Annotated in this window: 6 protein-coding genes; 4 read left to right on the forward strand and 2 right to left on the reverse strand. The window is 42.6% G+C overall.

The genetic code is table 11. The annotated features are described in order from the left end of the window. The 4 genes from VLN09_RS12205 to purF form a co-directional block, all read left to right on the forward strand. On the forward strand, positions 1-409 hold a 409-nt coding region (locus tag VLN09_RS12205; protein WP_325246894.1), incomplete at its 5' end, for a hypothetical protein. 186 nt (positions 410-595) lie between these two features. Continuing rightward, entirely contained in the window at positions 596-1,630 is a 1,035-nt protein-coding gene (locus VLN09_RS12210) for a quinone-dependent dihydroorotate dehydrogenase (protein ID WP_325246896.1), read from the forward strand. 86 nt (positions 1,631-1,716) lie between these two features. Continuing rightward, complete coding sequence (locus VLN09_RS12215) at positions 1,717-2,214, forward strand: CvpA family protein (protein ID WP_325246898.1); 498 nt, start codon at positions 1,717-1,719, stop codon at positions 2,212-2,214. Between the two features lie 253 nt (positions 2,215-2,467). Continuing rightward, complete coding sequence (gene purF, locus VLN09_RS12220) at positions 2,468-4,003, forward strand: amidophosphoribosyltransferase (RefSeq protein WP_325246900.1); 1,536 nt, start codon at positions 2,468-2,470, stop codon at positions 4,001-4,003. Positions 4,004-4,120: 117 nt separating this feature from the next. Here purF and VLN09_RS12225 read toward each other — a convergent pair whose 3' ends face one another. Together VLN09_RS12225 and VLN09_RS12230 are read right to left on the reverse strand one after the other, a co-directional pair. Further along, a complete protein-coding gene (locus VLN09_RS12225) occupies positions 4,121-4,480 on the reverse strand; it encodes an AzlD domain-containing protein (protein ID WP_325246902.1) in 360 nt (119 codons plus the stop codon). Further along, a complete protein-coding gene (locus tag VLN09_RS12230) occupies positions 4,470-5,201 on the reverse strand; it encodes an AzlC family ABC transporter permease (RefSeq protein WP_325246904.1) in 732 nt (243 codons plus the stop codon). The genes VLN09_RS12225 and VLN09_RS12230 overlap by 11 nt, the downstream gene beginning before the upstream one ends. Between the last annotated feature and the right edge of the window lie 217 nt (positions 5,202-5,418).

A 5,418-nucleotide genomic window follows, 5' to 3' on the forward strand; every position in this document is an offset into this window, starting at 1 on the left:
TGATAATATGAATAATAATAAGCGCAGCTCTTTAGTAACTTATAACCACATTACCTATTTATTATATGTACTCAGTTATTTTACGGCCGGCTTATTGTGGGTTGTGCCTATTTTTATGAATTATGCTAAACGCCGTGATGCTGATGGTACATGGCTTGCCACGCATTTTGACTGGCAGATTAAAACATTTTGGTACAGTATTGTGTGGTTTGTCGTTGGTGTGTCCATTATTACCTTTGCGCTTGGTGGCTTTGGCGTCAGTATGATGGCGGACAGTGGCAATATAGCCATTGGTTCAGTATTACTCGCAAGCGTCGGCTTTATTATTATGGGTGTTACTTTTATTTGGCATTTATACCGTATTGTACGCGGCTGGATTGCTTTGACGGATGGACGCCCCGTACCTTAAATAAGTCGAAAAATAGGCAGTCTCTTATGCGGATTCAGTATAGTTCTGCTTGTATATCGAGGTTTTCTAGACAAAATTGGCTGATGAAACTTTGGTCTTATTTCGACTAAGCTGATATAATCGCTGCGCTTGACCACATTGGTTTTTTCTATTCATTTTCACTTTCAAGCAGGGTCTGTCATCACTATGTCTTATGCCTTACTTCGCCCTTTTTTGTTTAATATGGACCCTGAGCACGCCCACGAGCTGACCTTATCCTTATTGGATAAAGCTCATAAAGCGCGTGTTTTAGGTTTGGTCTATGGTCAATCTATGCTGCCAACCGATTGTATGGGTTTGCAGTTTCCTAATCCTGTTGGGCTCGCCGCCGGACTGGATAAAAACGGCGATTATATTGATGCCTTAGCTGAGCTTGGTTTCGGCTTTATCGAAGTAGGTACCGTCACGCCAAAGCCGCAAGCTGGTAATGAGAGACCGCGCCTGTTTAGGCTTAAGCAAGCAGACGCCATTATTAACCGTATGGGTTTTAATAATGAAGGGGTCGATTACCTGATTGAAAATGTGAAGCGCTGTAAATATAAAGGCAATATCGGTATCAATATCGGTAAAAATGCTGCGACGCCAGTTGAGCAGGCGGCTGATGACTATGTCTACTGCTTAGAGCGCGTTTATCCGCATGCTTCCTACATAACTGTCAATATCTCCTCACCAAATACCAAGAATTTACGTGACCTGCAAAGCGGGGAAGCATTAACGTATCTGTTAGATGCGATCAAAAACCGTCACAGTCAGTTAGCGACAGAATACGGTTTTTATGTGCCTTTGGTGCTCAAAGTGGCGCCTGACTTAGATCCGCTACAGGTGGATTATATCTCTCAGCAACTGCTGGATTTTGAAATTGATGGTTTGATTGCGACCAATACGACTTTGAGCCGAGTGGGTGTCGAAGACTTGCCTGATGGCAATCAAGCGGGCGGCTTATCAGGTCGCCCTGTCAGCCACATTAGTACTCAGATTTTACAACAATTCTCTGATCAGCTGGATGGTAAAGTGGCATTGATTGGTGTGGGCGGTATCGATAGCGGAGCTAAAGCGGTCAAAAAGATTGAAGCGGGCGCAGATATGATTCAGCTTTATTCAGGGCTTATCTATCGCGGTCCTGGGCTTGTACAGTCATGTATTCAATCTATCGGCGGCTATTATGACGCCATGGAAAGTTAAGCGAAGTAATGCTGATGAAATCAAGAATATGATGGCTTTGCATTCAATATTTGATACGACAGATATAGGGTAATGAGGCGGTAAACATGAGTGGTTTAGACATTGTGATTGCTGTTGTGGTGTTAGTAGGCTTATGGCGCGGCTTTCAGGTGGGTCTGATTAAGACGGCAGTCGGTCTGGTCGGTTGGTTTATCGCTCTTATTGCAGCGAGTAGATTGGCAGCTTCAGTAGCACCGCAGTTATCAGGTATCATTCAAAACCCTGTATTACAGATGGCCGGTGCCTTTTTATTGGTGGTGATTGCGATATTGGCTATCATGCACTTGGTTGCTTTTGTATTTTCAGGTGTGCTGAAAACCTTGCGTTTAGGCGTGCTTGATAAAATGGCAGGTGGCATATTAGGTGCTGCCAAAAACGTGCTAATGGTGCTGGTTATCCTTAGTATTAGTGCGCCATTATTGGTGCAAATGCCGCAATGGCAAACCTCAGTATTGGCACCTGAGCTACTACCTTATGCACCCGTCGGCAAAGCATTGGTCTCAGATATGTTTGGGATGGCTTGGGAGCAAGTCAATCAATCATAAGGGTTGAATAAAAAGCTATTCAACCGCATCTAATATTCGTAAAATACCATCCATCAATTACCAATGCTTAATTATTAGCTCAATCATCAACCGTTTGTCTTATAGGTAATTTTCTTCTCAGAAAGATTTTAATCTTAGCAAACATCATCAGCTTGGCGGCATATGATAGGTCACAAACTAAAACGATTCTGTCAGTAGTGATGCCGTTATTGTGTTTTTAATGTGTGGTTCAAATTCAAAATAGGATACAACTATGTGTGGAGTCGTTGGGGTCGCAGCTCATGAGCCGGTCAACCAAATTTTGTATGATGCCTTAACCATGTTGCAGCACCGTGGGCAAGATGCGGCAGGTATTGTGACTTTACAGGATGGACGTTTATATTTACGTAAAGAAAACGGCATGGTACGTGACGTTTTTATGAATCGCCATATGTTGAAGCTGGTCGGTAAGTTTGGTATCGGTCATGTGCGTTATCCAACTGCTGGAACGTCAAGCAGTGCTGAAGCGCAGCCTTTTTATGTCAACTCGCCTTATGGTATCACTCTGGCACATAATGGTAACTTAACCAATGCTGAGAGCTTGGCGAAGTCGCTTTATCAAGAAGATCGTCGTCATCTAAACACTGACTCAGATTCTGAAGTGTTGCTCAATGTGCTTGCGCATGAAATGCAAAATCTAGGCAAAACCCATCCAACGCCTGCTGACATCTTTGAAGCAGTGACAGCGGTTTATGGTCGCGTTGAAGGCGCTTACGGTGTAGTAGCTTTGATTACTGGTCATGGTTTGCTAGCATTTCGTGATCCAAACGGCATTCGTCCGCTCATCTTTGGTAAGCGCATGGCTGCCAATGGCGGCACAGAGTACATGGTGGCATCAGAATCGGTTGCTTTGACCGGTTCAGGTTTTAGTATTGTTCGTGATGTTAAGCCCGGCGAAGCTATCTTTATCGATTTAGACCATAAATTGCATACGCATCAGTGCGTTGAGCAAAAAGAATACACACCTTGTATCTTTGAATATGTTTATTTTGCCCGTCCAGATTCTATTATGGACAATATCTCTGTCTATAAATCGCGCTTACGCATGGGTGAAAAACTGGCAGATAAAATCCTTGCTGAATGGGGTGAAGATCATGACATCGATGTCGTCATTCCTATTCCAGATACCTCGCGCACCTCAGCGATGGAATTGGCGTTAAAGATGAATATCAAGTACCGTGAAGGGTTTATGAAAAACCGATACATCGGTCGTACTTTTATTATGCCAGGTCAGCAGCAGCGCAAAAAGTCAGTGCGTCAAAAGCTTAGTGCGGTACCATTAGAGTTTAAAGGTAAAAACGTACTCTTGGTTGATGATTCTATTGTTCGCGGTACAACCTGCCATGAGATTATCCAAATGGCACGCGATGCAGGCGCGCGTAAAGTATTTTTTGCCAGTGCTGCGCCACCCGTTAAGTATCCAAACGTTTATGGTATTGATATGCCAGTCCGTAGCGAGCTTATTGCCTCAGGGCATAGCGTTGAAGAAGTGCGTGATATCATCGGTGCTGACCGCTTAATTTTCCAAGATTTGGACGATTTGATAGAAGCGGTAAAAGATACCAAGCACAGTAAGGTTGAAGGTTTTGATTGTGCAGTGTTTAACGGCTGTTATATCACAGGTCAAATCAACGAAGCGTATCTTGAGCATCTACAAGAGCAGCGTAATGACACCGCTAAAAAGGGTAAAAAAGGCGTGCAAGTAGTCGCTGATACGCCAGTAGATATGATGGGTGTAGAAGAGCTATAAGCGCCTCGATGTTTTAAAAAAAAGTAATTAACAAATAAAAAAGGCTGGATTCTCAATGAATTCAGCCTTTTTATTATCAAATTTATTATTAAAACATGTGGTTTCAAGATTGATTTTTTATATTAAAAATGTATTAAACAACCATAAAAAGCCATTAATCGCAGCGATACCCACTACCATACTGATTAATAACTGACGGCTGATATGATAAACGAGCAATACCAATAATAAAGCGCCAATTTGTGCCATTAATAAATGCAGCTCTGCACTGTTCAAAGTAATATTGTGTGACAGTCCTTGATAAGACAAACTGGTTAAAATCAGTAATACCATGACAGATAGCGGCAAACTTTCATTTAAGCGATGTAGCCAAGGCGTATCCAATAGCTTTTTAGGTATCAAAGCGGGCAGAGCACGGGTGATAAAAGTCACAGCCGCCATGGCGAACGTTGCAAATATCAGATAACTACTGGTCATAACTGTCTCCTTGCACACTGCGCTGCACCCAAAATCCACGTGCCAAAATCATCAGCATACAAATCGTAATCGCTACCAATAATAACCAGTTGCTAGTAAAAAATGAAGCGACGACCAAAGCAATGATAGCAATGCCAATAGGGAAGTAACGTTTGATACTTTGAAATTGCTCATACGCTAAAATCGCAAACAAGCACACCAAGGCAAAGTCTAAATGCGGCACCAGATCACTGAGAGTACTACCGATCATCACACCAATCGCACCTGCTAATACCCACCAGCTTTGATTAAATAAGCTTATAGGCAGTATCAATGATTGTCGCGACTCGTTCGGTAAACTGGTCATCACTGAAAAGGTCTCATCAGTAAGGGCAAATAAGCAATAGGTTTTGGCTATTTTGTTTTTTGGTAGATATTGTAATAACGGCATGCCATAAAAGACATGACGCAAATTAATCGCTGCAATGTTGGTAGCGATACTGCCAATAGGTAATCCGGCACTTAACATCGGTAGGCAGGCATATTGAGCCGCGCCTGCATATAAGACGATACTAAGCATAATCGTTGCCCATACCGGTATACCAGCTACTTGCGCCAGCACACCAAAGGCAATGCCCGCTGGCAAATAACCCATGGCGACTGGTAAGCTTTTTTTAAAGCCTTCTGCCCAGTCATAGCCCTGTACTTGAGTTTGATTGATCTCATTTGATTGAGTGTTCACGTCACGTCCTAGTTTTTACTATTTTTGTTTATTATTAAATTTTAAAGGGAGCTTAATAGTGTAATGCTGATCGGTCAATGGTCAAGCTGGAGTTTCTCATAACTGCCTGTTTGATGGGCGCGATATAAAAATCCACCAAGGATAATCAATCTTAATAATAATAAACACCATACGCTTAGCCAGATGCCCGTCATATCCCACTGCTGATAAAGCAACC

The organism is Psychrobacter sp., assembly GCF_035469765.1.
Classification (GTDB): Bacteria; Pseudomonadota; Gammaproteobacteria; order Pseudomonadales; family Moraxellaceae; genus Psychrobacter.